Here is a 255-nt window from a genome sequence, read left to right as displayed (position 1 = left end):
CTAATCCCCACCGAAGTGGTTCATCGTTCGACTTGCATGTGTTAAGCACGCCGCCAGCGTTCGTCCTGAGCCAGGATCAAACTCTCCGTGAATGCTTGCCGGTAATCCGGCGTACACCACGAGAGCGTAACAGTCGGAGGAATGATCCGACTGTTCACAGCGTCCTCGCTGTGTTTTTTCAAAGGAACCTCGTCCCGACCGTGCGGCCGGAGACGGGGTATCAACATATCTGGCGTTGACTTTTGGCACGCTGTT

At 55.3% G+C, this 255-nt stretch carries 1 rRNA gene; it reads right to left on the bottom strand.

The features are described 5' to 3' along the window. A 16S ribosomal RNA gene (locus RM812_RS43500) occupies nucleotides 1-92 on the bottom strand; the annotation flags it as partial. Nucleotides 93-255: the final 163 nt, after the last annotated feature.

Source organism: Streptomyces lancefieldiae, from assembly GCF_031845825.1.
In the GTDB taxonomy this organism is placed as follows: Bacteria; Actinomycetota; Actinomycetes; order Streptomycetales; family Streptomycetaceae; genus Streptomyces; species Streptomyces lancefieldiae.
Note: the sequence above shows the minus strand (reverse complement) of the source record. Positions and strands in the feature narration are given on the sequence as shown.